This window comes from Hydrogenophaga sp. L310, from assembly GCF_055703065.1.
In genome coordinates, this window is the sequence record NZ_JBVPZA010000004.1 from 217,932 (window position 1) to 241,648 (window position 23,717).

Annotated in this window: 32 protein-coding genes; 3 read left to right on the forward strand and 29 right to left on the reverse strand. The window is 62.4% G+C overall.

The genetic code is table 11. The features are described from left to right. Nucleotides 1-8: 8 nt before the first annotated feature. Together AC0GNO_RS09745 and petA are read right to left on the reverse strand one after the other, a co-directional pair. Nucleotides 9-1,418, reverse strand: coding sequence for a cytochrome b (locus AC0GNO_RS09745; protein ID WP_472903866.1), 1,410 nt, complete (start codon nt 1,416-1,418; stop codon nt 9-11). Nucleotides 1,419-1,467: 49 nt separating this feature from the next. Next, nucleotides 1,468-2,076: a ubiquinol-cytochrome c reductase iron-sulfur subunit gene (gene petA / locus AC0GNO_RS09750; protein ID WP_472889158.1), complete on the reverse strand. Its 609-nt coding sequence runs from the start codon at nt 2,074-2,076 to the stop codon at nt 1,468-1,470. A 252-nt stretch (nt 2,077-2,328) separates the two neighbouring features. On the opposite strand from petA, the gene mscL reads away from it, so the two are divergent. Then, the gene (gene mscL / locus AC0GNO_RS09755; protein WP_472889157.1) at nt 2,329-2,757 is read left to right on the forward strand and encodes a large conductance mechanosensitive channel protein MscL; all 429 of its coding nucleotides are present in this window, start codon (nt 2,329-2,331) and stop codon (nt 2,755-2,757) included. Nucleotides 2,758-2,814: 57 nt separating this feature from the next. On the opposite strand, the gene pdxA is transcribed toward mscL, so the two are convergent. The 3 genes from pdxA to AC0GNO_RS09770 form a co-directional block, all read right to left on the reverse strand. Further along, nucleotides 2,815-3,876 (reverse strand): 4-hydroxythreonine-4-phosphate dehydrogenase PdxA, encoded by a 1,062-nt coding sequence (gene pdxA, locus AC0GNO_RS09760; RefSeq protein ID WP_472903867.1) that lies wholly within the window; start codon nt 3,874-3,876, stop codon nt 2,815-2,817. A gap of 14 nt (nt 3,877-3,890) precedes the next feature. Then, complete coding sequence (locus AC0GNO_RS09765; RefSeq protein ID WP_472889155.1) at nt 3,891-4,667, reverse strand: Nif3-like dinuclear metal center hexameric protein; 777 nt, start codon at nt 4,665-4,667, stop codon at nt 3,891-3,893. Between the two features lie 128 nt (nt 4,668-4,795). Beyond that, nucleotides 4,796-4,945, reverse strand: a complete 150-nt coding sequence (locus AC0GNO_RS09770) for a DUF3149 domain-containing protein (protein ID WP_472889154.1) — start codon at nt 4,943-4,945, stop codon at nt 4,796-4,798. A gap of 181 nt (nt 4,946-5,126) precedes the next feature. Here AC0GNO_RS09770 and AC0GNO_RS09775 point away from each other — a divergent pair, with 181 nt between their 5' ends. Beyond that, complete coding sequence (locus AC0GNO_RS09775) at nt 5,127-6,272, forward strand: S1C family serine protease (protein WP_472889153.1); 1,146 nt, start codon at nt 5,127-5,129, stop codon at nt 6,270-6,272. Between the two features lie 45 nt (nt 6,273-6,317). Here the strand turns inward: AC0GNO_RS09775 and tatC are convergent, their stop codons facing one another. The 7 genes from tatC to hisI all read right to left on the reverse strand — a co-directional run bounded on the left by tatC (nt 6,318) and on the right by hisI (nt 9,614). Further along, complete coding sequence (gene tatC, locus AC0GNO_RS09780; protein ID WP_472889152.1) at nt 6,318-7,112, reverse strand: twin-arginine translocase subunit TatC; 795 nt, start codon at nt 7,110-7,112, stop codon at nt 6,318-6,320. Continuing rightward, nucleotides 7,112-7,606, reverse strand: a complete 495-nt coding sequence (gene tatB / locus AC0GNO_RS09785) for a Sec-independent protein translocase protein TatB (protein WP_472889151.1) — start codon at nt 7,604-7,606, stop codon at nt 7,112-7,114. Before tatB ends, tatC begins: the two co-directional genes overlap by 1 nt. Before the next feature lie 88 nt (nt 7,607-7,694). Then, complete coding sequence (gene tatA, locus AC0GNO_RS09790; RefSeq protein WP_305360216.1) at nt 7,695-7,940, reverse strand: Sec-independent protein translocase subunit TatA; 246 nt, start codon at nt 7,938-7,940, stop codon at nt 7,695-7,697. 122 nt (nt 7,941-8,062) lie between these two features. Beyond that, nucleotides 8,063-8,425: a histidine triad nucleotide-binding protein gene (locus AC0GNO_RS09795; RefSeq protein ID WP_472889150.1), complete on the reverse strand. Its 363-nt coding sequence runs from the start codon at nt 8,423-8,425 to the stop codon at nt 8,063-8,065. A 12-nt stretch (nt 8,426-8,437) separates the two neighbouring features. Further along, nucleotides 8,438-8,827, reverse strand: a complete 390-nt coding sequence (locus tag AC0GNO_RS09800; protein WP_472889149.1) for a DUF4870 family protein — start codon at nt 8,825-8,827, stop codon at nt 8,438-8,440. 11 nt (nt 8,828-8,838) lie between these two features. Next, entirely contained in the window at nt 8,839-9,210 is a 372-nt protein-coding gene (locus AC0GNO_RS09805) for a phosphoribosyl-ATP diphosphatase (RefSeq protein WP_472889148.1), read from the reverse strand. 5 nt (nt 9,211-9,215) lie between these two features. After that, a complete protein-coding gene (hisI, locus tag AC0GNO_RS09810) occupies nt 9,216-9,614 on the reverse strand; it encodes a phosphoribosyl-AMP cyclohydrolase (protein WP_472889230.1) in 399 nt (132 codons plus the stop codon). Nucleotides 9,615-9,723: 109 nt separating this feature from the next. Here hisI and AC0GNO_RS09815 point away from each other — a divergent pair, with 109 nt between their 5' ends. Further along, nucleotides 9,724-10,221, forward strand: a complete 498-nt coding sequence (locus AC0GNO_RS09815; protein ID WP_472889147.1) for a LapA family protein — start codon at nt 9,724-9,726, stop codon at nt 10,219-10,221. A gap of 14 nt (nt 10,222-10,235) precedes the next feature. Here AC0GNO_RS09815 and hisF read toward each other — a convergent pair whose 3' ends face one another. The 17 genes from hisF to AC0GNO_RS09900 all read right to left on the reverse strand — a co-directional run bounded on the left by hisF (nt 10,236) and on the right by AC0GNO_RS09900 (nt 23,708). After that, the gene (hisF, locus tag AC0GNO_RS09820) at nt 10,236-11,015 is read right to left on the reverse strand and encodes an imidazole glycerol phosphate synthase subunit HisF (RefSeq protein ID WP_472889146.1); all 780 of its coding nucleotides are present in this window, start codon (nt 11,013-11,015) and stop codon (nt 10,236-10,238) included. A gap of 2 nt (nt 11,016-11,017) precedes the next feature. After that, nucleotides 11,018-11,758, reverse strand: coding sequence for a 1-(5-phosphoribosyl)-5-[(5-phosphoribosylamino)methylideneamino]imidazole-4-carboxamide isomerase (gene hisA, locus AC0GNO_RS09825; RefSeq protein ID WP_472903868.1), 741 nt, complete (start codon nt 11,756-11,758; stop codon nt 11,018-11,020). 23 nt (nt 11,759-11,781) lie between these two features. Then, nucleotides 11,782-12,444: an imidazole glycerol phosphate synthase subunit HisH gene (hisH, locus tag AC0GNO_RS09830; RefSeq protein ID WP_472903869.1), complete on the reverse strand. Its 663-nt coding sequence runs from the start codon at nt 12,442-12,444 to the stop codon at nt 11,782-11,784. 22 nt (nt 12,445-12,466) lie between these two features. After that, complete coding sequence (gene hisB / locus AC0GNO_RS09835; protein ID WP_472903870.1) at nt 12,467-13,084, reverse strand: imidazoleglycerol-phosphate dehydratase HisB; 618 nt, start codon at nt 13,082-13,084, stop codon at nt 12,467-12,469. 5 nt (nt 13,085-13,089) lie between these two features. Beyond that, nucleotides 13,090-14,190, reverse strand: coding sequence for a histidinol-phosphate transaminase (gene hisC / locus AC0GNO_RS09840; RefSeq protein ID WP_472903871.1), 1,101 nt, complete (start codon nt 14,188-14,190; stop codon nt 13,090-13,092). Then, nucleotides 14,187-15,530, reverse strand: a complete 1,344-nt coding sequence (hisD, locus tag AC0GNO_RS09845; RefSeq protein ID WP_472903872.1) for a histidinol dehydrogenase — start codon at nt 15,528-15,530, stop codon at nt 14,187-14,189. Before hisD ends, hisC begins: the two co-directional genes overlap by 4 nt. Next, nucleotides 15,527-16,180: an ATP phosphoribosyltransferase gene (hisG, locus tag AC0GNO_RS09850; RefSeq protein WP_472903873.1), complete on the reverse strand. Its 654-nt coding sequence runs from the start codon at nt 16,178-16,180 to the stop codon at nt 15,527-15,529. The genes hisD and hisG overlap by 4 nt, the downstream gene beginning before the upstream one ends. Continuing rightward, the gene (murA, locus tag AC0GNO_RS09855; RefSeq protein ID WP_472889139.1) at nt 16,177-17,445 is read right to left on the reverse strand and encodes a UDP-N-acetylglucosamine 1-carboxyvinyltransferase; all 1,269 of its coding nucleotides are present in this window, start codon (nt 17,443-17,445) and stop codon (nt 16,177-16,179) included. Before murA ends, hisG begins: the two co-directional genes overlap by 4 nt. A gap of 131 nt (nt 17,446-17,576) precedes the next feature. Further along, on the reverse strand, nt 17,577-17,813 hold the full coding sequence (locus tag AC0GNO_RS09860; RefSeq protein WP_472889138.1) for a BolA family protein: 237 nt from the start codon (nt 17,811-17,813) through the stop codon (nt 17,577-17,579). 14 nt (nt 17,814-17,827) lie between these two features. Then, nucleotides 17,828-18,583 (reverse strand): ABC transporter permease, encoded by a 756-nt coding sequence (locus AC0GNO_RS09865; protein WP_472889137.1) that lies wholly within the window; start codon nt 18,581-18,583, stop codon nt 17,828-17,830. Then, entirely contained in the window at nt 18,580-19,599 is a 1,020-nt protein-coding gene (locus AC0GNO_RS09870) for an ABC transporter ATP-binding protein (protein WP_472903874.1), read from the reverse strand. Before AC0GNO_RS09870 ends, AC0GNO_RS09865 begins: the two co-directional genes overlap by 4 nt. A 163-nt stretch (nt 19,600-19,762) precedes the next feature. Beyond that, nucleotides 19,763-20,059, reverse strand: a complete 297-nt coding sequence (locus tag AC0GNO_RS09875; protein WP_472889135.1) for an STAS domain-containing protein — start codon at nt 20,057-20,059, stop codon at nt 19,763-19,765. 4 nt (nt 20,060-20,063) lie between these two features. Next, nucleotides 20,064-20,699: an MlaC/ttg2D family ABC transporter substrate-binding protein gene (locus AC0GNO_RS09880; RefSeq protein ID WP_472889229.1), complete on the reverse strand. Its 636-nt coding sequence runs from the start codon at nt 20,697-20,699 to the stop codon at nt 20,064-20,066. Between the two features lie 131 nt (nt 20,700-20,830). Continuing rightward, nucleotides 20,831-21,571, reverse strand: a complete 741-nt coding sequence (locus tag AC0GNO_RS09885; RefSeq protein WP_472903875.1) for an MlaA family lipoprotein — start codon at nt 21,569-21,571, stop codon at nt 20,831-20,833. Nucleotides 21,572-21,615: 44 nt separating this feature from the next. Beyond that, nucleotides 21,616-22,095: an outer membrane lipid asymmetry maintenance protein MlaD gene (gene mlaD, locus AC0GNO_RS09890; protein WP_472889133.1), complete on the reverse strand. Its 480-nt coding sequence runs from the start codon at nt 22,093-22,095 to the stop codon at nt 21,616-21,618. Nucleotides 22,096-22,113: 18 nt separating this feature from the next. Continuing rightward, nucleotides 22,114-22,896 carry a lipid asymmetry maintenance ABC transporter permease subunit MlaE gene (mlaE, locus tag AC0GNO_RS09895; RefSeq protein WP_305360197.1) on the reverse strand — a complete coding sequence of 261 codons (783 nt, stop codon included), beginning with the start codon at nt 22,894-22,896 and terminating at the stop codon, nt 22,114-22,116. Next, nucleotides 22,893-23,708, reverse strand: a complete 816-nt coding sequence (locus AC0GNO_RS09900) for an ABC transporter ATP-binding protein (protein ID WP_472903876.1) — start codon at nt 23,706-23,708, stop codon at nt 22,893-22,895. Before AC0GNO_RS09900 ends, mlaE begins: the two co-directional genes overlap by 4 nt. Nucleotides 23,709-23,717 lie beyond the last annotated feature (9 nt).

Here is a 23,717-nt window from a genome sequence, read left to right on the forward strand (position 1 = left end):
GGTGTGTCTCAGTGAGGCTTGAAGTTGATGCGGCTCGGCACCGGCTTGAACTCGCCGAGCCGACTCCACCAGGGCATCAGCAGGAAGAAGCCAAAGTAGAACAGGGTACCGACCTGCGAAACGCGCTCACCCACCGGCGACGGCGGCAGCACACCCAGGTAGCCCAGGATCAGGAAGTTGATGACGAACACGGCATACAACCACTTGTTCCAGTTCGGGCGGTAGCGGATCGACTTGACGGGGCTGTTGTCCAGCCAAGGCAGGAAGAACAGGATGATCACGGCGCCACCCATGGCGACCACACCCCAGAACTTGGCGTCAATGGCCATCATCAGCGCCACGAGCACCACGGCACCTCCCACCACAGCGCCCTTCATGATCAGGCTGAGTTTGGCTTTCGCCACGCCCAGCAACGCACCCAGCAACACGCAGGCAATCAGGGCATACATCATTTCACTGGTGATCGCACGCAGCATCGAATAGAACGGCGTGAAGTACCAGACCGGCGCAATGTGCAGCGGCGTCACCAGCGGATCGGCCGGGATGAAGTTGTTGAACTCCAGGAAGTAGCCGCCGAACTCGGGCGCGAAGAACACGATCGCCGAGAACACCATCAGGAACAACGACACGCCAAAGATGTCGTGCACGCTGTAATAGGGATGAAAGGGAATGCCGTCGACCGGATGGCCTTGGGCGTCTCTCGGTGCGCCGGGGCCCTTGATCTCTACGCCGTCCGGGTTGTTGGAGCCCACTTCGTGCAGCGCAATGATGTGCGCCACCACCAGGCCCAGCAGCACCAGCGGCACGGCGATCACGTGGAAGCTGAAGAAGCGGTTGAGTGTGGCATCACCGACCACAAAGTCACCGCGGATCAGCAAGGCCAAGTCAGGACCGACGAAGGGAATGGCCGAGAACAGGTTCACGATCACCTGAGCGCCCCAATAGGACATCTGACCCCAAGGCAGCAGGTAACCCATGAAAGCTTCAGCCATGAGCACCAGGAAGATCGCGCAACCGAATACCCAGACCAGTTCACGCGGCTTGCGGTACGAGCCATAGATCAGACCGCGGTACATGTGCAGATAGACCACGATGAAGAACGCCGACGCGCCCGTGGAGTGCATGTAGCGGATCAACCAGCCCCAGGGCACGTCGCGCATGATGTACTCGACCGAGGCGAACGCGAGGTTGGCGTCGGGCTTGTAGTGCATCACCAGAAAGATGCCGGTGACGATCTGGATCACCAGCACCAGCAGGGCCAGCGAGCCGAAGATGTACCACCAGTTGAAGTTTTTTGGTGCGTAGTACTCGGCCATGTGCTCATTGAAGAGCTTGGTCAGAGGGAACCGGTTGTCGATCCAGTTCATCGTTTTCTGGACCAGGGGTGCGTCGGGAGATATTTCTTTGAATTCAGCCATGGGATGCCTCTGTGGTCAGTTGTCTGCTTGCAGGTCGCTGCTTTGCAGCTCAGGCGGTTTTCTCTTCACCCACCAGCAAAGTGGTGTCCGACAGGTAGTAATGCGGCGGCACCTCCAGGTTGTCCGGCGCGGGCTTGTTCTTGAAAACACGTCCCGCCACATCAAATGTGGAACCGTGACACGCACACAGGAAGCCACCCTGCCAGTCGTCTGGCAAAGATGGCTGCGGGCCTGGTGTCAACTTGTCGCCTGGCGAGCAGCCGAGGTGGGTGCAAATGCCCACGGCCACCAGAATTTCGGGCTTGATCGAGCGATGGCGGTTCTTGGCGTATTCGGGCGTCGGATAGGCTTTGCGCTCTGAAGTCGGATCGGCCAGCTGGTCTTCCTGTTTTTCGAGTGCAGCCAGTTGCTCTGGCGTGCGACGCATGATCCACACGGGCTTGCCCCGCCATTCGACCACCCGCTTTTCGCCAGGCAGGAGCGCCGAGATATCCACTTCGATCGCTGCCCCCGCCGCTTTGGCGCGTTCAGAAGGCTGAAATGTGCTCACAAAAGGAACTGCGACGGCCGCTGCTCCCACGCCACCCATGGCGCAGGATGTGATCAGCCAAGTGCGGCGGCTGTTGTCCACAGTCGCATCAACGGTTGCTTCACTCATGGGGATCTTTCAATGACGGTTCTTGACGGAGATACTGGGGGCAACCCTGCATTGTACCGGAGCGCAACAGGGTCATTTTTGACTGCCGAGGTTACTGCGCGGGGTATTGTGATGTGGTGACAGCGACTGGCAGTTGACCTGAATCAGGGGTTGGGACTGAAAGGCGGCATTCACGAACGCCATGAGAGAATGCCTTTGACAGGAGCAGGAAACGGCCAGACGGTTTGATCAACCACCTTCAGAGGTACAGGCATGGGCATGATGCAGGAATTCAAGGAGTTTGCCGTCAAGGGCAATGTGATCGACTTGGCGGTTGGTGTGATCATTGGTGGCGCGTTTGGCAAGATCGTCGGCTCGCTGGTGGAAGACGTGATCATGCCGGTCGTGGGATCCGTCTTCGGCAACCTCGATTTCACCAACCTCTACATCGCCCTGGGTACGGTGCCTGAAGGTACTGCGCCCACGCTGGCAGCACTCAAGGAAGCGGGCGTGCCCACCCTGGCCTACGGCAACTTCATCACCGTCGCCATCAATTTTTTCATTCTGGCGTTCATCATTTTCATGATGGTCAAACAAATCAACCGAATGAAGCGCGATGAGTCTGGCGCTCCAGCAGCGCCCGCACCCACGCCGGAAGACGTGGTGTTGCTGCGCGAGATCCGCGACAGCCTGCGCAAATAGACGTCCGCCGGGATACACACAGGGAGGGGACCGTGTCGACGCGGCTCCCTCCCTTTTTCATATGCGGGTTGAAGCGGTCATTTGCAGAGCGGCATCGATCGCGGCCAACAGGCTGGCAGCACTCGCACGCCCGGTTCCAGCCAGATCAAATGCGGTACCGTGGTCAGGGCTTGTGCGTACAAAGGGCAAGCCCAGTGTGGTGTTCACACCGTGCTCCAGCCCCAGCAGCTTCACCGGAATGAGCCCCTGGTCGTGGTACATGGCCACCACCACATCAAAATGACCTTGCCGGGCTCGCATGAACACCGTGTCGGGCGCATGCGGCCCACTGACCTGCATACCTTCTCGCACCGCCTGTTGCACGGCCGGCGCAATGGTGTCCAGCTCCTCCCGCCCAAACAGCCCGCCTTCGCCGGCGTGCGGGTTCAGTCCCGCCACGGCGATGCGCACCAGCGGCAGGCCACACCGGCGGAAATGCGCGTCCGTGATCCGCAGTGTCTGCAAGATGCGCTCAACCGTCACCAAATCCAGCGCCTGCCGCAGCGAAACATGAATGCTCACGAGCACCGTGCGCAAACCGGGACAGCTCAGCATCATGCGCACCGGCAAGTTGTCGATGGACACGCCCAGGTGCGCAGCGGCCAGCGCCTGCAGGAACTCTGTGTGGCCAGGATGTGCCACCCCGGCCGCGGCCAGCGCCTCCTTGTGGATGGGCGCGGTCACCACCGCCCTGGCATCCCCTTTGAGCGCCGCTTCGGCAGCAAACCGGATGCAATCGGCCGCGGCCCTTCCCGCCAGGGCGTCAATCTGCCCCAAGGCCACAGGCCGCTTCAACTCGCAGGTCTGGATGATGGCCACATGGTCAGCAGGAACCCCGCCCCAGTGCCCGAGGTCAGGGATCCGGACAAAAGCCAGTTGCCCAGGACCATCATTTGCATCGGTTGCAAGCGCCGCGCGCTGCAGCGTCGCCATGTCGCCCGCCACCACCAGCTGACGCTGCAGCTCTGGCCGCTCTCGCATGGCCTTCGCAATGATTTCAGGTCCGATGCCCGCCGGATCACCCATGGTCACCAACACAGGGCGGCGAGGTGCGGGAGACGGGTGCTCTGATGATTTCATGCGGTAACCGTGGCTCAGGCCGGATTGGGGATGTCGATAAAAATATGCCGCAAACCAAGCTCTGTGGCGACATGTCCCGCCACAGCCGGTGCCCCGTAACGCTCGGACGCATGGTGCCCGCAGGCGATATAGGCCACGCCGCATTCGCGGGCGTAGTGGGCTTGTGGTTCCGATATTTCGCCGGTGATGAACACGTCAGCGCCGGCCGCAATGGCGGATTCGAAATATCCTTGAGCGCCACCGGTGCAGAGGGCGACGCACTCGATGGGCCGGTCCGGCTCAGCCACCAGCGTGACCGGCCGACCCAGTGCCAAGGCGACATGATCAGCCAGCGCTGACGCAGAGGCCATGGAGCGCAGCCCCAGGAAGCCCAGAGACTGTTCACCAAACCGGTGGTCGGGACCCTCGCGCAGCGCAATACCCAGGTGTCGGGCCAACTGCGCGTTGTTGCCCAGAGTGGGGTGGGCATCAAGCGGCAAATGGTACGCAAACAAGTTGATGTCGTGTGCCAGCAGGCGCGACAGACGTTGCTTCATCCATCCGGTGACCCGCCCATCCTGCCCTCGCCAGAAAAGACCATGATGAACCAGGATGGCATCGGCGTTCTCCGCGATGGCCGCGTCGATCAAGGCCAGACTCGCGGTGACACCGGAAACCAGTTTCCGAACTTCAGCCCGCCCCTCCACCTGCAGACCGTTGGGGCCATGGTCGCGAAACAACGCAGGCTGCAGGAGTTCGTCAAAAGACGCCAGCAAGGCCGCGCGAGTGACGTGGGAATCTGGAGGGTTCATAAACAGGGAGTCAACAAGGAGTCAAAACTGGCAAACGCACGATATGTCTGCCAAGCACTGACCTTATTCTGACAGCCCCTGTGTGGAGCAGCGCCCTGGTGACGGGTCGCGCTCAAATGCGCGAAAACTCAGCGCTGGGAACCCTGCGCGCGCTCGGCTTCAGAGATCTTTCGCATGAAAAAGCGGTAAAACCAGATCGCCATACCGATCATGAAAATGATGCCGGCGATGCTGAACAGGCCGTAGTCGGTTGAAAAAAGATCCACCATGGCTTTCATTGTGTGCTCCATTCCTTGCGTGATAGGCCGCCATTGCAACCGTTGCGGGCATCCCCCGCCTTGACGTGCATCAAACCGGTTGAACTCTGAACCCAAGATGCCATATGCAGCACAATCAGGTCAAGCGGGATGGCCCACACTCAGGTGCCTGCGACCCAAGACTTGTACACACTGATCCGACATGAAACGACTCTGGCTGGTTTTTGCCCAATCCGTGACCGTGCTGCTGGCAGCCTTTTTTGTGGTTGCCACACTCAAACCCGAGTGGCTGAACCGCAAGCCCACATTCACTTCAGTGGTCCCAGTGCTGGAAGCCCCTGCACCCAGGATTTCCCTGCCTGCGACCAACAGCTTCAGCGCTGCTGCGCGAGCTGCATCGCCCGCGGTGGTGAGTATCAACACCAGCAAAGCAGCCGAAGCCGGGAGCCCGAATGCAGACCCCTGGTTCCGCTTCTTTTTCGGCGAACAGGGCAAGGCACAGCCCCAGGCGGGTCTGGGTTCGGGTGTGATCGTCAGCCCTGCGGGCTACATCCTGACGAACAACCATGTGATTGAAGAAGCCGACCAGATCGAGGTCATCCTCAACGATGGTCGAAAAAGCGCAGCACAGGTGATTGGGACCGATCCCGAAACCGATCTGGCGATTCTGAAGGTCGACCTGAAGGAACTGCCGGTGATCACACTGGGAGATTCCGACGCCCTTTCCATCGGCGATCAGGTGCTGGCCATCGGCAATCCTTTCGGTGTGGGGCAAACCGTGACCAGCGGCATCGTCAGCGCGCTGGGGCGCACGCAGCTTGGCATCAACACCTTTGAAAACTTCATCCAGACCGATGCGGCCATCAACCCGGGCAACTCGGGCGGTGCGCTGGTGGACATCAATGGCCACCTGATGGGCATCAACACCGCCATCTACTCGCGCTCGGGGGGGTCCATGGGCATCGGTTTTGCCATCCCGACTTCAACCGCGCGCAGTGTCCTGGATGCCATCGTGCGCGACGGCCAGGTCACTCGCGGCTGGATCGGTGTGGAGCCTCAGGACCTGACCCCGGAGCTGGCCGAAAGTTTTGGCCTGTCGTCTGGCACTGGCGTCATCATCACGGGCGTCTTGCAGAATGGCCCGGCTGCCCAGGCAGGCATCCGCCCTGGGGATGTGATCGTTGGCGTGGCGGGTCGCGATGTCACCAATGTAGCACAACTGCTGTCTGCTGTGGCCGGGCTTCAACCGGGCACACCGGCCACATTGGATGTGGTGCGCAAGGACGGCAAAAGCCGCATTGACATCACCCCGGGGAAGCGCACACCGCCACCCAGGCCGGTCGAGTGAATCCGAAGCTCGGAACCCGTCTCACGGGTCCGACCCAAAGGCAACTCACTTCGCAGGAACGTCTTCAGCCGGCGCTTCAGGCACAGCGGTGTTCTTGATGAACCACTGCGCGCCCCAGATGCCCACCTCGTACAGCAGGCACATGGGCACCGCCAGTGCAAGTTGCGAAATGACATCGGGTGGGGTCACCACCGCGGCGATGACAAACGCGACGACGATGAAATAGCCGCGAAACTCCTTGAGCTTCTGCACCGTCACCATGTTCGTCTTCACCAGCAGCACCACCACAATGGGCACCTGGAACGCCAGACCGAAGGCCAGGTAGAGCGACAGGATAGCTTCCACGTACGACGCAATGTCGGGCGTGGCCGCAACACTGGCGGGGGTGAACTGCTGGATGAAGCCAAACATCTTGTCAAGCACAAACAACTGCACAAAGGCAATCCCCACATAGGCCAGCAAGCTGCCCAGCACGATCAGAGGGATCGCAAAGCGTTTTTCGTGGCTGTACAGCCCCGGAGCCACAAAGGCCCAGATCTGGTACATCCACCACGGCAACGACAGCAGCAGGGCCGCCATGGCCAGCACCTTGATGGGCACGAAAAAGGGGGAAAACACGCCCACCGCGATCAGCTTGGCATCGGGTGGCATGTGCGCACGAATGGGCACCGCGATCAGGTCGATCAGCCCGCTGGGGCCTGGCCAGAAGGCCAGCAACGCCATGCAGATCGCCAACCCCACGATACCGTAGAGCAGCCGATCACGCAGCTCCATCAGATGCTGGACAAAAGGCTGCTCGGAACCGGCGAGTTCGTCGGTGGAATCTTTGGGGTCGGACATCAACGGGGAGCGGTAGTGGAGCGAGGACGGAAACGCGCCACGCGCGCGGCACCCGACTGGGTGCGGGTACGAACACCTGTGCGGGCCTTGAACCACTGGGGCATGGCCTTTTGCTTGATGCGCCAGTTCTTCTTGGGGTGCTTGTAGGTGGGGTGCAGATCAGATCCGATGGAACCCAGCGCCTCATCGTAAGAGGCCGTGTTGCCCTCCAGGCCGGCTGTCGCTTCGGACCAGGATTTTTCGAAGTCACCTGCGCCGCTCTGCACCGAGGACTCGACGTCGCGGGCAGCGCTCTCGACCGACTCTTTCATCTTCTTGAGCTCTTCGAGCTCCATCGACCGGCTCACCTCGGCCTTCACGTCCGAAACGTAGCGCTGAGCCTTGCCCAGCAAAGCACCCACCGTGCGCGCAACGCGCGGAAGCTTCTCAGGGCCGATGACGATCAGCGCCACCGCCCCAATGAGGGCGAGTTTGGAAATGCCCAGATCAATCATGTGTCGGCCATCCGGAAATCAAGGCGGGCACGGGCCATGCCCGTGCCGGGTTCACAGCGGTTCAGGAAACAACCGCTGTTGCACAACATCAGCTTTTTTGCTTGGCTTCGACGTCGATGGTGTTTTTGTCGGTGCGCGTGTCCTGGGTCACCTGACCGGCGGGTGCCGAGGGGGGGGTATCGGCAGCACTCTGGCCACCCTCCTTGATGCCGTCCTTGAAACCTTTGACGGCACCGCCCAGATCCGAGCCAATGTTCTTGAGTTTTTTGGTCCCGAACACCATCACGACAATCAACAGCACGATCAGCCAGTGCCAAATCGAAAAAGAACCCATAATTTTCTCCAGATATAGAAATGAAGCGTTGGACGCTATGGGTGGGATTCTAAGCCCGGGGCAGAGTTCAGAAGCCCTTCAAAGGGAAATCCCGCCCCCAGCCAAATACCTCTTGGTCGGTGTCAGCCCCGCAACCAGGGTCGTGGTCCGCCCATGATGTGCACATGCAAATGCCGCACTTCTTGCCCGCCCTCGGAGCCGGTGTTGCACACCATGCGGAATCCGCCATCGGGATACGGATTGCAGCCCTGTTCCATGGCGAGTTTCGGTGCGAGCACCATCATGCGCCCCATCAAGCGTTCATGTTCGGATGTGAGCTGAGCCATCGATGCGAGGTGCATTTTGGGCACCATCAGAAAATGCACCGGCGCCCAGGGGTGGATGTCATGAAAAACGTACAACTCCTCGTCTTCATACACCTTTTTCGAGGGAATCTGGCCAGCGATGATCTTGCAAAAAATGCAGTCCGGGTCGTGCGTGCTCATGGGTAGGCGTGTTCAGTCGGGCAGGGATTGGCTGGCGTTCATGCGCACCATGCCCTTGACGATGCGGTAGAGGAACCAGATGGAAATGATGGCCCAGGCGATCGCACCAGGCAGGTACAACAGAAGAAACAGAGGGAACGTCACCACATAGAGCACGCCAGCCCAGATCACGGTGCGGATGCGCCACGAGAAATGGCTGGCCTGCCAGGTGCCTTCGGCGTCGGACCGCTTCACCAGGTCGATGATCAACGCCACGATCAGCAGACCAGCACCCACCTGCGCTCCAGGAATGACCGCGGCCACCGCCACGATCAGATGCAGCAAATAGCTGATCCAGCCGATGGTCTTGAGCGACTCGGCTTTTTCGCTGTCGACGGCTTTGACGTCGATGATGTCGTTCATGTCGCTTCCTTTCAGGATTTGGACTCGGCTTCGCGCGCCACCGCCTTGCGCAGCGCTTTTTCTTCCAGGCCGCTCAAACCCTCGCGCCGCGAGAGTTCGTTCACCACATCGGCCGGGGTCTTGCCATAGTGCGCCAGCGCGATCATGCAGTGGAACCAGAGATCGGCCACTTCGTTCACCAGCTTCTGACCGTCGCCACCATGGTCACAGTCCTTGGCAGCCATCACGGCCTCGGTGGCCTCTTCGCCAATTTTCTTCAGGAACGCATCCGGACCTTTGTGCATCAGGCGGGCGACGTAACTTTTTTCGGGATCACCGCCATTCGCTGGCTTGCGACTCTCAATCACGGCGGCCAGGCGCGCCAGGGCATCGGTGGAAGACATGGGGATCATTTGTAGATGGATTCGGGGTCTTTGAGCACCGGATCGACCGCATGCCATAGCCCGTTTTCATGGCGTTGGTAGAAGCAGCTGTGGCGCCCGGTGTGACAGGCGATGCCCGGCTCATGGCCGAGTTGCGTGACCTTGAGCAGCACCACGTCGTTGTCGCAATCGAGCCGGATGTCGTGCACCGTCTGCACATGGCCTGACTCTTCGCCCTTGAACCAGAGCTTGTTGCGTGAGCGGCTGAAATACACTGCGCGGCCGAGTTCGGCCGTTTTCTGCAAGGCCTCTCGGTTCATCCAGGCGAACATCAGCACGTCGCCACTCGCCGCTTCCTGCGCGATCACCGGGACCAGCCCCTGGGCGTCCCATTTCACTTCGTCCAACCAGTTCATGGAAGGAATCTACCATGTGTGCGGCACCCGACAGAGGCTTTGGCCGAATGACGGTAGGATGGGTTTGCTCTGATCGCCTGCTCCACTCCGGGGCCGGGTTCACCAACAGGACACCGATATGAAAATCCGAACGCTCATCCTGATCCTGTTCATCCTGCTGATCGCCGGGTTCGTGGCACTCAATTTCGAACAGATACTGCAACCCACGGCACTCAGTTTCGGGTTCGCGCAGGTACAGGCCCCACTGGGACTGGTGTTGCTGGGTATGCTGACCTTGGTGCTGGTGGTGTTTCTGCTCGCGCTGGTCTACTACCAGACGGTGCACCTGATGGAAGTGCGGCGCATCACGCGAGAAGCCACCGATCAGCGCCATCTGGCCGACAAGGCAGAGGCATCCCGGTTCACCGAATTGCGCCAGTACCTGCAAACGGAGATGCAGTCCATGGCCGCGCGCGAGCTGGAATTGTCTGAAAAAGTGCAGCAGAAGATCGATCAATCACAGGCCGTTCTGACCCGGGTGATCGAACAATCCGGCAACGGCCTGGAGGCCAGCATCGGCGAACTGGAAGACCGGTTGGACCGGCAATGGCCGAACCCGTCGGGCCTCAACAACTGAAGAGTCCGCTCCGGTCAGATACGGACCGGTATGCCGCGCTCGGCCATGCGCGCTTTGGCCTGGGCCACGGTGTATTCGCCGTAGTGGAAGATGCTGGCGGCCAGCACGGCATCCGCCCCGCCCTGTTGCACGCCGTCGGCCAGATGATCGAGGTTTCCCACACCGCCGGAGGCGATCACCGGCACATTCACCGCATCAGACACAGCTCGGGTGAGCGCCAGGTCAAAGCCCGACTTGGTGCCGTCGCGGTCCATGCTGGTGAGCAAGATTTCGCCGGCGCCGAAATCGGCCATCTGCTTCGCCCAGGCGATGACGTCCAGTCCGGTGTTCTTGCGCCCGCCGTGGCTGTAGACATCCCAGCCCTCACCGCGGTTGAACATGTCCTCACCAAAGCGGCGCTTCGCGTCGATGGCGACCACGATGCATTGCGCACCGTATTTGTCGGACGCTTCGCGGATCACCTGCGGGTTCGCAATCGCCGCCGAATTGAAACTGGTCTTGTCGGCACCCGCGTTGAGCAGGCGGCGCACATCTTCTACGGTACGCACCCCGCCGCCCACCGTGAGCGGAATGAAGACCTGCGAGGCCACGGCTTCGATGATGTGCAGGATCAGGTCGCGACCGTCACTGGTGGCCGTGATGTCCAGGAAGGTCAGTTCATCGGCACCCTGATCGTTGTAGCGCGCGGCGATCTCCACCGGATCGCCGGCGTCGCGCAGCTCGACAAAGTTGACGCCCTTGACCACGCGGCCACCGGTCACGTCCAGGCAGGGGATGATGCGTTTGGCGAGCATGCTCAGCCGTTCAACTCGTCAGCAAGATTCTGAGCGGCTTCAAAATCGAGGTCACCGCTGTAAATGGAGCGGCCACAGATCACGCCCTCGACACCCTCGTCCTCCACACCGCAAAGCTTGCGGATGTCCTCCAGGTTCGACAGACCACCCGAGGCGATCACGGGTATGGACAGCGACTGCGCCAGCTTGACGGTGGCTTCGATGTTGATGCCAGAAAGCATGCCGTCGCGGCCGATGTCGGTGTAGATGATGGACTCAACGCCGTAGTCTTCGAACTTCTTGCCCAGATCGACCACCTCGTGGCCGGTGAGCTTGCTCCAGCCGTCGGTGGCGACCTTGCCGTCCTTGGCGTCCAGGCCCACGATGATGTGGCCGCCGAACGCGGTGCAGGCGTCCTGCAGAAAGCCGGGGTTCTTCACCGCGGCGGTGCCGATGATCACGTAGCGCAGGCCGGCATCGAGGTAGCGTTCGATGGTGTCGAGATCACGGATACCACCACCGAGTTGCACGTCCACCTCCGAACCGATGCTCTTGAGGATGGCTCGGATGGCCTGTTCGTTTTTCGGCTTGCCGGCAAAAGCGCCGTTCAGGTCCACCAGGTGCACGCGGCGCGCACCCTTGTCAACCCAGCCACGGGCCACGGCGGCGGGGTCTTCTCCGAAAACGGTGGTTTGGTCCATGTCGCCCTGCTTGAGGCGAACGCACTGGCCGTCTTTGAGATCAATGGCAGGAATCAGCAGCATGGTGGTCGGAAAGAAGTGGACGGTTAAGGTTTCCAGGACAGGAAATTGCGGTAGAGCGCCAGGCCCTGGTCGGCGCTCTTTTCGGGGTGAAACTGGGTGGCAAAAATATTGTCGCGGGCGATCGCTGCCGCAAAGCGGCCACCGTAGTCGGCCTCACCCACGCAGTGCTGTGCATGGGACGGGCGGGCATAGAAGCTGTGCACGAAGTAGAAATACGCACCTTCATCGATGCCCGTCCACAAGGGGTGTGCCACGCCGCGCCCCAGATCGTGGAACACCTGGTTCCAGCCCATCTGAGGCACCTTGTACCGGCTGCCGTCGGCCTGCAGGCGGCCTTCGAGGCGGAAGCGCACCACCTCGCCCGGAATCAGACCCAGGCCATCGGTCGGACCTTCTTCGCTGCGGTCGAGCAACATCTGCATGCCCACGCAGACACCAAAGAGCGGTTTGTTCGCCGCGGCGTGCAACACGGCCTCTTTCAGACCGGACGCGGCCAGTTCGTTCATGCAGTCGGCCATGTGGCCCTGCCCGGGCAGCACCACGCGCTCGGCGTCGAAGACCGCCTGGGGGTCGGAGGTGACGAGCACATCGAGACCGCTGCCTGCGGCCACATGCACCACGGCCTGCGACACGGAGCGCAGATTGCCGCTGCCGTAGTCCACCACGGCGACTGTCTTGGATTTCATCGGAGCAAGGGAGCAGAAAAACTCAGAGCGAGCCTTTGGTCGAGGGAATCACGTCACCCAGGCGCGTGTCGCGCTCCAGCGCCATGCGCAGCGCGCGTGCGAAAGCCTTGAACACGGTCTCGGCCTGGTGGTGGGCGTTCTCGCCGTGCAGGTTGTCGATGTGCAGCGTCACGCCAGCGTGGTTGACGAAACCCTGGAAAAACTCGAAGGCGAGCTGCGTGTCGAAGCCGCCGACCATGCCGCTCTTGAACGGCACGCGCATGTGCAGGCCGGGACGGCCCGAGAAATCGACCACTACGCGCGACAGCGCCTCGTCGAGCGGCACATAGGCGTGGCCGTAGCGGCGGATGCCCTTTTTGTCGCCCACGGCCTTGGCAAAGGCCTGACCGAGCGTGATGCCCACGTCTTCCACCGTGTGGTGGCCGTCGATGTGCAGGTCGCCCTGGGCCTGGATGTCCAGATCGATCAACCCGTGGCGGGCAATCTGGTCGAGCATGTGATCGAAGAACCCGATGCCGGTGGACAGCTTCGCCGCACCCGAACCGTCGAGGTTGATGCGCACGCTGATCTGCGTTTCCGCGGTGTTGCGCTGGACGTCGGCCACTCGGTCGGCGGCAGCGGCAGGGGAAACGGAGGACATGACGGTCATAGGGTTTGTTGCAGGGCGCTGATCAGTAACGCAGTCTCGGCGGGGGTGCCCACCGTGAGGCGCAGGCAGTTGGCCAGCGATGGGTGCATTTTAGAAACATTCTTGACCAGAATGCCGCGCGCCTTCAGACCGTCGAAGCAGCGTTGTGCATCGGGCACACGCGCCAGCACCATGTTGGCGTCGCTGGGGAACGGCGTCACGCCCGGCATGCGGGCCAGCGCGCCGATCAGCAGCGCCCGCTGCTCGCGGATCTGAGCCGCTTGTTGCGCGAACACATCGGCATGCTCCAGTGCGAACAGCGCGCATTCGGCGTTGAGCACGCTCACGTTGTAGGGCGGGCGCAGCTTGTCCACCTCGTGCACCAGCGTCTGAGGCCCGAGCATGTAGCCCAGGCGCACGCCGGCGAGGCCGAACTTGGACAGCGTGCGCATGAGCAGCACGTTGGCGTTGGCCACCGGGTCGGCTCGAATTTCGTCGAGCCAGGTCTTGCTGGAAAACGGCTGATAGGCCTCGTCCATCACCACCAGCCCGCCGAAGGTGGCGGCCTCGGCGACCAAGCGCCGGATCACGCCCGCATCCCAGAGGTTGGCGGTGGGGTTGTTCGGATACGCGATGTAGGTGATGGCGGGCAGGTGCTCGCGCATCGCGGCCAGCATGGCGGCTTCGTCCAGCTCGAAATCGGCTGTCAGCGGCACGCCGTGGAAGACCAGGCCCTGCAGCTGCGCGCTCATCTGGTACATCACGAAGCCGGGCAACGGCGCCAGGATGCTGGCACCGGGCACGTCACAAGCCATCGCCAGCAGGGCAATCAGCTCGTCCGAACCGTTGCCCAGCATCAGGTCGAAGCCTGCGGGCAGGTCCACGTAGCGGGCCAGCGCCTGCTTCAGATCGTCGATGCGGCCGCCGGGGTAGCGATTGATCGCGACGGCGCCCAAGCGGGCACCCAGCTGGGCTTGCAGCTCGGGCGACAGCGAGAACGGGTTCTCCATCGCATCGAGCTTGACCATGCCGGCCGAGTCCTGGATGGCGTAGGCGTGCATGGACTGGATGTCCTGGCGGATGAAGCGCAGCGGGTTCGGGGTGTTCATGGCGTTCATTTCGCGACTCGCATGGGGGGCACTTCGTTCAGACGCATCTCCGCAGCACGGGCATGGGCCTGAAGGCCTTCGCCATAGGCCAGCTCGGCGGCGATGGTGCCCAGCGTTTGTGCTCCAGCGGCGCTGACCTCGATCAGGCTGCTGCGCTTCTGGAAGTCGTACACGCCCAGCGGGGACGAGAAACGCGCCGTGCCGCTGGTGGGCAGCACGTGGTTGGGGCCGGCGCAGTAGTCGCCCAGGCTTTCGCTGGTGTAGGCGCCGAGGAAGATGGCGCCGGCGTGTTTGAGCAGCGGCTCCCAGCGGTGCGGCTCGCTGCTCGACACCTCCAGGTGCTCGGGCGCGATGCGGTTGCTGATGGCGCAGGCCTCTTCCATGTCGCGCGTCTGGATCAGCGCGCCGCGGTCGTTCAGGCTCCTGGCGATGATGGCTGCGCGCGGCATGGTCGGCAGCAGGCGATCAATGGCGGCCTGAACGGCGGCTATGTAGGCCTCGTCCGGACACAGCAGGATCGATTGGGCCAGTTCGTCGTGTTCGGCCTGGCTGAACAGGTCCATCGCCACCCAGTCGGCCGGCGTGCTGCCATCGGCCAGCACCAGGATTTCGCTCGGGCCGGCGATCATGTCAATGCCCACGGTGCCGAACACACGCTTCTTGGCGCTCGCCACGTAGGCGTTGCCCGGGCCGGTGATCTTGTCGACCTTGGGCACGGTGGCCGTGCCGTAGGCCAGCGCGGCCACGGCCTGGGCGCCACCGATGGTGAAGGCGCGGGTGACGCCGGCCACATAGGCCGCGGCCAGCACCAATGCGTTCTTTTCACCCCGGGGCGTGGGCACGACCATGATGATCTCGTCCACCCCGGCCACATGGGCGGGGATCGCGTTCATCAACACGCTGGAGGGATAGGCCGCCTTGCCGCCGGGTACGTAGATGCCCACGCGGTCCAGCGGCGTGACCTTCTGACCCAGCAGGGTACCGTCTTCGTCGCGGTAGCTCCAGCTCTCGCCGCTGGCCTTCTTCTGCGCCTCGTGGTAGCTGCGCACCCGGCGCGCGGCCGATTCCAGTGCGTCGCGCTGGGCGGCGGGCAGGCTGTGAAACGCGGCCTTGAGTTCGGCCTGGGTGAGCTCCAGATTCTGGAGGCTGTCCACCGTCAGGCCGTCAAAACGTGCGGTGTATTCCAGCACCGCGGCATCACCGCGCTGCTGCACATCGGCCAGGATGTCCGCGACTCGCTGCTCGATCGCGCTGTCCGTCTCCGCCGACCAATGGAGCCGGGCGGCAAACTGCGCCTCAAAATCGGCCGAGGTGGTGGACAGTCGGAGGGGCGAAGCGGTGAGGCTCATGACGGTACGGCGTTTTTTTCGATGGCGCTGGAGAAGGCGTCGAGAATGGGGCGGATGGCGGCCTGCTTGAGCTTGAGCGCGGCCTGGTTGACCACCAGGCGCGAGCTGATGTCCATGATGCGTTCGACCTCGACCAGCTGGTTGGCCTTGAGCGTGTTGCCGGTGGACACCAGGTCCACGATGGCATCGGCCAGACCGGTGAGCGGCGCGAGTTCCATGCTGCCGTAGAGCTTGATCAGGTCCACGTGCACGCCCTTGCTGGCGAAAAATTCGCGCGCGATGGCCGTGTACTTGGTGGCCACCTTCAGGCGCGAACCCTGCCGCATGGCCGAGGCATAGTCAAAGTCATTGCGCACCGCCACGCTCATGCGGCACTTGGCGATCTGCAGATCCAGCGGCTGGTACAGGCCCTGGCCGCCGTGTTCGATCAGTGTGTCCTTACCGGTCACACCCAGATCGGCGCCGCCGTACTCGACGTAGGTGGGCACGTCGGTGGCACGCACCAGCACCACGCGCACGCCGGGCTGGTTGGTCGGCAGGATCAGCTTGCGCGACGTTTCCGGATCTTCCAGCACCTCAATGCCCGCAGCCGCGAGCAGCGGCAAGGTTTCGTCGAAGATGCGGCCTTTGGAAAGGGCGAGGGTGATCATTTCACTCTTTCGATATTGGCGCCGATGCCCCGCAGCTTTTCTTCCATCTGATCGTAGCCACGGTCCAGATGGTAGATGCGGTCGACGATGGTCTCGCCTACGGCCACGAGGCCGGCGATCACCAGGCTGGCGGACGCGCGCAAGTCGGTCGCCATGACGATCGCGCCCGACAACCTGTCAATGCCCTCGACCACCGCCACCTTGCCATCGGTCTGGATCTTCGCGCCCAGGCGCACCAGCTCGTTGACGTGCATAAAGCGGTTTTCAAAAATCGTTTCGGTCACCTTGCTGGAACCGGTGGCGATGCAATTGAGCGCCATGAACTGCGCCTGCATGTCGGTCGGGAAGCCCGGGTACTCGGTGGTCCGGAAACTTTGAGCCTTCAGGCGGCCCGAAGCCCGCACGCGGATAAAGCCGTCGCCGGCCTCGATCTCGGCACCCGCCTCGTGCAGCTTGTCGATCACTGCGTCCAGGTGCTCGGCGCGCGCATGACGCAGGATCACGTCGCCCCCCGTCGCGGCCACGGCGCACAGAAAGGTGCCAGCCTCGATGCGGTCGGCCACCACCTGGTGGGAAGCGCCGTGCAGGCGGTCCACGCCCTGGATGTGGATGCGGCTGGTGCCGTGACCTTCGATCTTCGCACCCATGGCAATCAGCATTTCGGCCAGATCGGCAATCTCGGGCTCCTGGGCCGCGTTTTCCAGCAGCGTCTCGCCTTCGGCCAGCGCCGCGGCCATGAGGAAGTTCTCGGTGCCGGTCACGGTGACCATGTCGGTGGCGATGCGCGCACCGTGCAGGCGCGTCTTGCCTGCCGGCAGCTGGGCCACCATGTAGCCGTGTTCGACCTGTATCTCGGCGCCCATGGCCTGCAGGCCCTTGATGTGCTGGTCCACCGGGCGCGAGCCGATGGCGCAGCCACCGGGCAGCGACACCTTGGCGTGGCCAAAGCGCGCCAGCAGCGGGCCCAGCACCAGCACCGAAGCGCGCATGGTCTTGACCAGTTCGTAGGGCGCTTCAGCCTTGAGCGAATCGGGCGCCTGGAAAGTCATGCCCCCGCGTTCGCCGTGGGTTTCGGATTGCACGCCCATGTTGTCCAGCAACAGGCGCATGGTGGCCACATCGCGCAGCCGTGGCACATTGGTCAGCGTCACCGGCTCGGCGGTGAGCAAGGTGGCGCACAACTCAGGCAGGGCAGCGTTCTTGGCGCCGGAGATGACCACTTCGCCATTGAGGGGGCGGCCACCGGTGATGCGCAGTTTGTCCATGGGGGGAGATGTCTTTCAGTTGGTACCGGCCAGCGACAACAGCACCGCTCCGGTCCGGGTCACCGCAGAACCGGCATTGCCGGGCTGCGGATGACGCCCCCCGGGGGGTGACGCGTAGCGGCGCAGTGGGGTCATTGTTTGGCCCACTCGGCGGGAGTGAAGGTCTTCATCGACAGGGCATGCACCTCGTCGCTCTGGATGCGCTCGCCCAGCGTGGCGTACACCCGCTTGTGGCGGGCAATCGCGCGCATGCCTTCGAACTCGGGCGACACGATCACGGCCGCCCAGTGGCGGCCATCGCCGGTGACTTCAAGGTGCTCGCAGGGCAGGCCGGCGGCGATCAGTTGTTGCAATTGGTCAGCGGTCATGGCATTCGATGAAATCAGTGGCGGATTTTGTAGCCGATGCGCAGCAGGTGCAGCGCCACGGCACTGACCAGAACGAACGCACCCCCGACCAGACCCAGGCTCACCCAGGGTGAGACGTCGCTGACGCCAAAGAACCCATAGCGGAAGCCGTCGATCATGTAGAAAAACGGGTTGAGGTGGCTCACGGTTTGCCAGAAGTCTGGCAGTGAATGGATGGAGTAGAACACGCCCGAGAGGAAGGTCATGGGCATGATGATGAAGTTCTGGAAGGCGGCCATCTGGTCGAACTTCTCCGCCCACAGGCCGGCGATCAGTCCCAGGGCACCCAACAGGCCAGCTCCCAGGAGCGCGAACACGAGAATCCATAGCGGGGCCTCGAAGGTGGGTCGGGCAAACCACCAGGTCGCCAGCATCACACCGACCCCGACGGCCAGGCCACGCGCCACGGACGAACCCACATAGGCCACGAACCACGCGCGGTGCGACAGCGGCGTGAGCTGCAAAAACACCAGATTGCCCATGATCTTGCTCTGGACCAGCGAGCTGCTGCTGTTCGCGAATGCGTTCTGCAAGACGCTCATCATCACCAGACCCGGCAGCAGGAACGCGGTGTAATTCACAGAACCGTACACCTGTACCCGGTCTTCCAGCACGTGGCCGAAGATCATCATGTACAGGATGGCGGTGATCACCGGCGCAGCCACGGTCTGGAAGCCCACCTTCCAGAAGCGCAGGATCTCTTTGTAGAACAGCATTTGCCAGCCGGTCATGGTGACGGTGCCCCCACATTCGGCACTGACGTGTCCTCTCGGCCCCCCAGGGAGGTACGTCCCACCTTGGGGAGGCCCGGCGGCAGAACCCCCTCCTGAGCACGGTGCGCCGAATTGCTGCCTTCGATCACCTCCAGGAACACATCCTCCAGATCGGCCTTGCGGATCTCGATGTCTTCAACGCGCGCACCGGCTTCACGCACGCTGGCCAGAATGCGCTCGACCGCGATCGCGTCGTTGGCCGGCAGTTGCACCACGCGCCCGGTCACCCTGGCCATCACCGCGAGATCGTCGGGCAGCGCGTCATCGGTCTTGAAACGCAGAACGTTCGACGCCGCACGCTTGAGCAACTCGGAAGTTCGGTCCAGCGCCACCACCTCGCCGCGGTTGAGCATGGCGATACGGTTGCACAGCGCCTCGGCTTCTTCCAGGTAGTGGGTGGTCAGCAGCACCGTGCTGCCCTGCTTGTTGAGCTGGGAAATGAACTGCCACAGTGTCTGGCGCAACTCCACATCCACACCCGCGGTGGGTTCGTCGAGCACGATCACCGGCGGCTTGTGCACCAGCGCCTGCGCCACCAGCACCCGGCGTTTCATGCCGCCCGAAAGCTGGCGCATGTTGGCGCCAGCCTTGTCGGTCAGGCCCAGGCCCGCGAGCAACTCGTCGATCCAGGCGTCGTTGTGGCGGATGCCGAAATAACCAGACTGGAAACGCAGCGCTTCACGCACGTTGAAAAAGGGATCAAACACCAGTTCCTGCGGCACCACACCGAGCGCACGGCGCGCAGCCTGGTAGTCGGTTTGAACATCGTGTCCTTTCACCAGCACGCGCCCACCGGTGGCGCGAGCCAGCCCGGCCAGGATGCTGATGAGGGTGGTCTTGCCCGCTCCGTTGGGACCCAGCAGCCCGAAAAACTCACCGGGCTGGATGTCGAAGGACACCGCCTTGAGCGCATGCAGGTCACCGCGGGAGGAAGGATAGATCTTGGAGACGTTCTGAAAGGAAACTGCGGGCATGGAGGGTGCGGGACCACGAGATCACCGGCCCTGACCAGGACATCTGATCATGGTGGGACAACCGGGTATTTTAAGCCTGCGCGCAGCAGCGCATCGGACACAGGGCCAACAGCCAAGCCCGTTCATGCCATCGGGCTTGCCGAAAACGGTTCGCCCGCAACCCTCAGCCGGGCAACAACTCGCTCATGCCGTACAGCCCCACGAGATCGCGCAAACGTTGAGGGATGTGGTGCACCTGCAGGGTCTTGCCTTGCGCCATCAGCCGCCGGCGGAGTTCCAGCAAAACGGCAACAGCCGATGAGTCACACACCTCCAGACCGCTCGCATCGATCTGCAAAGTCGTTGGCGTTTGCCGGGCCAGCGCGGTGTCGAGCTGCTCCAGCGTCTGCACCGCCTCATTGAGCGTCAGCCTCTGCGGCAACCGGGCCGCATCAGCCAACACCATGCTGTCGTCGCTCATGTGTTCAACCCGCTTTGGGCGCGCTGGCCTTGTTGCGCTGGGACAGCGTGGCGATCAGGCCATCAATGCCCTTGCTGCTGATTTCTTGCGCGAACTGGGAGCGGTACGTCTCCACCAGCCAGACACCCAACACGTTCAGATCGTAAATCTTCCAGCCTTGTGGCGTCTTTTCCAGCCGGTAGTCCAGCTGGATGGGTTCGCCTCGTCCACGCACTTCGGAACGCACGACCACCTCGGTATCTTCGGGTCGTGAACGCAGGGGGCGAAAGCTCAGGGTCTGGTCCTTGACTTCACCCAGGGCCCCGGCATAGGTGCGCACCAACAATATCTTGAACTCGTCCTGCAGCTGCTTCTGCTGCTCAGGCGTGGCCTGGCGCCAGTAGCGCCCGACAGCCGACGAGGTCATGCGGGAAAAGTTGACGTTCGGCATGATCTTGGTGTCCACCAAGGTCACGATGCGACCGACATCCCCCTTCTGGATCGCATCATCGGCCTTCACGGCATCCATGACCTCGCCAGAAATGCGCTTGACCAGCACATCGGGTGCTTCACCGTCGGCAAAAGCCTGTGTGACAGCCAGCGAGCTGACCAGCAGGGCACCGGTTGCGAGCAAACGGGATATCCATTGGCGACGTTGCATCATCTGAAATTCCTTCTATGTAGCGGTGGTCCACCGGACTGGAGAACCGTCATCCCACGTGAGAGGAGACTTTAGAACAGCGGTTCCCCGTTTGTGTGTCCGGCCTGTAAGTGTTTGGTATCGGTGTGTAGTCAGTCGTTGTTCTGCAAACCGATGCCCTTGTCTTTCAGGTCTTCGATCTGGCTTTCACGGCGCTGCAGGTACACATCGCGGGTGAAACTGTACTTGTCCAGTGCAGCCCCGTCGAGCATGGTGGTGGCCCGCAACAGGTTGGCACGCGTTTCCACGGCCCGCAGCGCGTACAGCGAGTTGCGCAATGACACATTCGAAAGCCTCTGCACGAGGTCCCCGCGTGCCTCGATGCTGAAGCCCGCCGCATCCCGCACCGACGAGGGTCCGAAGATGGGCAGCACCAGGTAAGGACCCGAAGGGATGCCCCAGCGACCCAGCGTCTGCCCGAAATCAAGCCGCGTGCGCTCAATGCCCATCTCGGACGCGATATCCAGCACCCCGGCGAGACCGAAGAAGGTGTTGACATTGAAGCGCATGAAATTCTCGGCGGCTTCGCGTGGTCGCAACTGCAGCGACGCGTTGATGAACGACCAGCCGTCGCGCAGGTTCTCAAAGAAGTTGTTCACGCCGGTCCGCACCGGGTCGGGTGTGATGTCGCGGTAAACCGTAGCAACCGGCTTGAGCAACGCGCCATCCACCGCGTCGTTGAACTCGGTCACCTGGCGGTTGAACGGCTCCCAGGGATCACGTGGATTCGCATTCGGCCCCGTGGCACAACCGGTCAACGCCAGACACACCAATGCAGCAGACGCCCAGCGATACAGTGCACCCGAAAAAGGCCCAAGATTTCTGTTCTTCATGTTTTGCTCCCTGCTTCAGATGATGCACCTGAACGGATCAACACTCACGGAGCCTTGCTCTCGCCACCGCCGGCAGCCTTGTCGAACAGAAACTGTCCGATCAGATTTTCGAGCACCACAGCGGATTGGGTCTGTGTGATCACGTCACCACCCGCGAGGTTGTTGGTATCGCCACCAGGCTCGATGCCGATGTACTGGTCTCCGAGCAGTCCGGAGGTGAGGATTTTGGCCGACGAGTCCTTGGGGAACAACACGCTCTGGTTGATCTCCATGGTGGCCACACCCTGGTAGGTCTGTGTGTCCAGCACGACGCTGGTGACCCGACCGACATTCACCCCGGCGGAGCGCACCGGCGCGCGCGCTTTCAGCCCCCCGATATTGTCAAACCGCGCCTGCACCACGTAGGTCTCACCTCCGTTGGAGAAGCTGCCCAGGTTGGCGGCCTTCAAGGCCAGGAACAGCAGACCCAGCGCGCCGAGCACGACAAACAGGCCAACCAGGATTTCAGTGCTTCTTTTGTTCATACGTCAGCTGCTCAAGAATCAGGGGGTCGAAAACATCAGGGCGGTGAGGATGAAGTCCATCGCCAGCACACCCAGCGAGGCCGTCACCACGGTACGCGTCGTGGCATAGGCCACGCCCTCGGGCGTGGCTTCGGTCTCATAGCCCTGGTACAAGGCCACGGCCGTGCAGATGACGCCAAACACGGCGCTCTTGACCACACCGTTGCCGACATCGCGCCACACATCCACTCCGTTTTGCTGGATCGACCAGAAGTTGCCAGCATCGATGCCGATCAAACCCACGGCGACCACCCAGGCACCCAGAATGCCAATGGCCGAAAACAATGCCGCCAGCAAGGGCATTGCGATGACACCGGCGATGAAGCGTGGTGCCAGCACCCGCTTGCGCGGATCGATCGCCATCAACTCCATGGCAGCGATCTGCTCGCCCGCCTTCATGAGGCCGATCTCGGCGGTGAGCGAGGTGCCTGCGCGGCCGGCGAACAGCAGCGCTGTGACCACGGGCCCGAGTTCGCGCACCAGCGACAGGTTGACCACCAGCCCCAGGGACTCGGCGGCGCCAAAATTGGTGAGCGTGTTGTAGAGCTGCAGTGCCAGCACGAAGCCCACCGCCAGGCCCGAGGCCAGGATGATGACCAGTGAGCGGTTGCCAATCGCGTGGATCTGCGTCACGACCAGGCCAAAACGGACCAGTCCAGCGGGCACGGCCTTGATCAGTTCAATGAAAAACAAGGCGCCATGACCCCAGGCCATGAAAACATCCAGGGCGCGGCGACCCAGCTGCTGAAGCGGGTTCATCATCGTGAAGCCTCCAGACCGAAGTCCACCGCCACCGGCGGCGCCGGATAGTGGAACTTGACCGGGCCATCGGGCTCGCCACGCACAAACTGCCGCACCTCTGGCTCGGTGCTGGCCATCAGCTCGGCCGGCGTGCCCTGGGCCACGATGCGTCCGCCCGTGGCCATGAGCACCACCCAGTCGCTGATTGCCATGCACTGGGGCACATCGTGCGAAATCAGCAGGGTGGTAGCCCCGGTCACGTCGGTCAAGGTGCGGATCAGTTTGGCCGCGACACCCATGGACACCAGGTCCAGCCCGGCGAAGGGCTCGTCGTACATGATGAGCTCGGGGTCCAGCGCAATGGCCCGCGCCAGGGCGATGCGTCGCGCCATGCCGCCCGACACCTCGCTGATGCGCAGCCCCGCCGCACCCCGCAGACCCACCGCGTTCAGCTTCATCAGCACGATGTCGCGGATCAGCGACTCCGGCAGATCGGTCATCTCACGCAACGGAAAAGCCACGTTGTCGAACACCGAGAGGTCGGTGAACAAGGCGCCGAACTGAAACAACATGCCCAGTCGGCGGCGCAGACGGAACAGTTGGCGCTTGTCACCCGTGTTCACGACTTCGCCATCAAACACCACGCGCCCGCTGTTCGGGGCATGCACGCCGCCAATCAGGCGCAACAAGGTCGTCTTGCCGCAGCCGGAACCACCGAGCACCGCCGTGACTTTTCCGCGCGCAAATCGCAGCGAGATGTCGTTCAGGATGGTTCGGCGGCTGTCGTAGCCAAACGTCACATGATCTATATCAATGAAGGTGGAGTCGCTCATGGGGCCAGG

Coding starts and splice junctions, on each gene's coding strand:
- AC0GNO_RS09885 (WP_472903875.1), bottom strand. CDS start 21,571: ATGAAGAACAGAAATCTTGGGCCTTTTTCGGGTGCACTGTATCGCTGG.
- AC0GNO_RS09770 (WP_472889154.1), bottom strand. CDS start 4,945: ATGAAAGCCATGGTGGATCTTTTTTCAACCGACTACGGCCTGTTCAGC.
- tatB (WP_472889151.1), bottom strand. CDS start 7,606: ATGATTGATCTGGGCATTTCCAAACTCGCCCTCATTGGGGCGGTGGCG.
- mlaD (WP_472889133.1), bottom strand. CDS start 22,095: ATGAACAAAAGAAGCACTGAAATCCTGGTTGGCCTGTTTGTCGTGCTC.
- mlaE (WP_305360197.1), bottom strand. CDS start 22,896: ATGATGAACCCGCTTCAGCAGCTGGGTCGCCGCGCCCTGGATGTTTTC.
- petA (WP_472889158.1), bottom strand. CDS start 2,076: ATGAGTGAAGCAACCGTTGATGCGACTGTGGACAACAGCCGCCGCACT.
- hisA (WP_472903868.1), bottom strand. CDS start 11,758: ATGCTGCTGATTCCTGCCATTGATCTCAAAGACGGCCAGTGCGTTCGC.
- murA (WP_472889139.1), bottom strand. CDS start 17,445: ATGGACAAACTGCGCATCACCGGTGGCCGCCCCCTCAATGGCGAAGTG.
- AC0GNO_RS09745 (WP_472903866.1), bottom strand. CDS start 1,418: ATGGCTGAATTCAAAGAAATATCTCCCGACGCACCCCTGGTCCAGAAA.
- pdxA (WP_472903867.1), bottom strand. CDS start 3,876: ATGAAATCATCAGAGCACCCGTCTCCCGCACCTCGCCGCCCTGTGTTG.
- AC0GNO_RS09880 (WP_472889229.1), bottom strand. CDS start 20,699: ATGCAACGTCGCCAATGGATATCCCGTTTGCTCGCAACCGGTGCCCTG.
- AC0GNO_RS09775 (WP_472889153.1), top strand. CDS start 5,127: ATGAAACGACTCTGGCTGGTTTTTGCCCAATCCGTGACCGTGCTGCTG.
- hisB (WP_472903870.1), bottom strand. CDS start 13,084: ATGTCCTCCGTTTCCCCTGCCGCTGCCGCCGACCGAGTGGCCGACGTC.
- hisC (WP_472903871.1), bottom strand. CDS start 14,190: ATGAACGCCATGAACACCCCGAACCCGCTGCGCTTCATCCGCCAGGAC.
- tatC (WP_472889152.1), bottom strand. CDS start 7,112: ATGTCCGACCCCAAAGATTCCACCGACGAACTCGCCGGTTCCGAGCAG.
- AC0GNO_RS09800 (WP_472889149.1), bottom strand. CDS start 8,827: ATGAACGACATCATCGACGTCAAAGCCGTCGACAGCGAAAAAGCCGAG.
- AC0GNO_RS09765 (WP_472889155.1), bottom strand. CDS start 4,667: ATGAACCCTCCAGATTCCCACGTCACTCGCGCGGCCTTGCTGGCGTCT.
- hisD (WP_472903872.1), bottom strand. CDS start 15,530: ATGAGCCTCACCGCTTCGCCCCTCCGACTGTCCACCACCTCGGCCGAT.
- AC0GNO_RS09865 (WP_472889137.1), bottom strand. CDS start 18,583: ATGACCGGCTGGCAAATGCTGTTCTACAAAGAGATCCTGCGCTTCTGG.
- AC0GNO_RS09860 (WP_472889138.1), bottom strand. CDS start 17,813: ATGACCGCTGACCAATTGCAACAACTGATCGCCGCCGGCCTGCCCTGC.
- hisF (WP_472889146.1), bottom strand. CDS start 11,015: ATGCTCGCCAAACGCATCATCCCCTGCCTGGACGTGACCGGTGGCCGC.
- mscL (WP_472889157.1), top strand. CDS start 2,329: ATGGGCATGATGCAGGAATTCAAGGAGTTTGCCGTCAAGGGCAATGTG.
- AC0GNO_RS09795 (WP_472889150.1), bottom strand. CDS start 8,425: ATGAGCACGCACGACCCGGACTGCATTTTTTGCAAGATCATCGCTGGC.
- AC0GNO_RS09875 (WP_472889135.1), bottom strand. CDS start 20,059: ATGAGCGACGACAGCATGGTGTTGGCTGATGCGGCCCGGTTGCCGCAG.
- AC0GNO_RS09870 (WP_472903874.1), bottom strand. CDS start 19,599: ATGCCCGCAGTTTCCTTTCAGAACGTCTCCAAGATCTATCCTTCCTCC.
- hisG (WP_472903873.1), bottom strand. CDS start 16,180: ATGATCACCCTCGCCCTTTCCAAAGGCCGCATCTTCGACGAAACCTTG.
- AC0GNO_RS09815 (WP_472889147.1), top strand. CDS start 9,724: ATGAAAATCCGAACGCTCATCCTGATCCTGTTCATCCTGCTGATCGCC.
- hisH (WP_472903869.1), bottom strand. CDS start 12,444: ATGAAATCCAAGACAGTCGCCGTGGTGGACTACGGCAGCGGCAATCTG.
- tatA (WP_305360216.1), bottom strand. CDS start 7,940: ATGGGTTCTTTTTCGATTTGGCACTGGCTGATCGTGCTGTTGATTGTC.
- AC0GNO_RS09900 (WP_472903876.1), bottom strand. CDS start 23,708: ATGAGCGACTCCACCTTCATTGATATAGATCATGTGACGTTTGGCTAC.
- AC0GNO_RS09805 (WP_472889148.1), bottom strand. CDS start 9,210: ATGTCTTCCACCGATGCCCTGGCGCGCCTGGCCGCCGTGATTGAGAGT.